Origin of the sequence: Candidatus Bartonella washoeensis Sb944nv (genome assembly GCF_000278135.1) — a bacterium.
Classification (GTDB): domain Bacteria; phylum Pseudomonadota; class Alphaproteobacteria; order Rhizobiales; family Rhizobiaceae; genus Bartonella; species Bartonella washoeensis.
This window is the reverse complement of sequence record NZ_JH725022.1, coordinates 599,720-600,554: the sequence shown is the minus strand read 5'-3', so window position 1 is coordinate 600,554 and position 835 is coordinate 599,720. Positions and strand designations below refer to the sequence as shown.

The window sequence follows — 835 nt, the reverse complement described above, 5'->3', positions numbered from 1 at the left end:
CCCTTATGAATAGTACTAACAACTAAAGCCATACCCCGAACTCCTTATAATATCGAAGTTTCTCCCATATTCGTCGTGGCCAAGGTAGAGACTTCATGTATTCCTGTGGTGTTAACATAGACAATTTATAAGTCGTATTAGAAATGTAATTAAAGTTTGGAACTAGGTCATCACCACGTACTCTACCACCATCAAAAACAACCCCTAAACCACTAATCCAACAATTACCTTCGTGACTGAGGTTCTCTTCACTCTCTACCCAGCCACCTAAATCGCCTTTCTTGACGTCACCAAAGTCTCTCAGTGCACGGATGCGGTGTACTTTGAAAGGACCAAGATCAACTGTATCGTCTGTAAGTTCGTATTTCTTTTTACTACTATTAACTAAATCACAATCACCAATAGAAGCTGTATCAATCCATGTATCTCCACACACACGGGCATTGTCACCAATAATTGCTGTACCGCATACATGTGCATTACCAAAAACTTTAGCGTTACAATGAACAATGGCTTTGCCATAAACATGAGCGTTATCATAAACCTGTGCATTGTCAAAAACCCGTGCATTACCATAAGCCTTGGCATCACCATAAACCAAAGCATTATCATCTACCCAGCAATTACCATCATGGGATAGGTTGCCCTCATGCTCTATCAAACCACCTAAGTCACCTTTTTTGACGTTTCCAAAGTCTCTTAATGCACGGATGCGGTAAAGAGTGCGACCATCAACTTCAATTGTTGCATAAGTAAATTCGTATTTCTTCTTAACTATAATATCTTCCATCTTTCACACCTCACTCACTTATTGAAGAGTAGAAGCCACCAGAAG

The 835-nt window shown here is 40.0% G+C and carries 1 protein-coding gene; it reads right to left on the bottom strand.

Annotated elements, in window-relative coordinates; genetic code table 11:
• Positions 1–22: 22 nt before the first annotated feature.
• Entirely contained in the window at positions 23–790 is a 768-nt protein-coding gene (locus MCQ_RS02480) for a hypothetical protein (protein ID WP_006923350.1), read from the bottom strand.
• Positions 791–835: the final 45 nt, after the last annotated feature.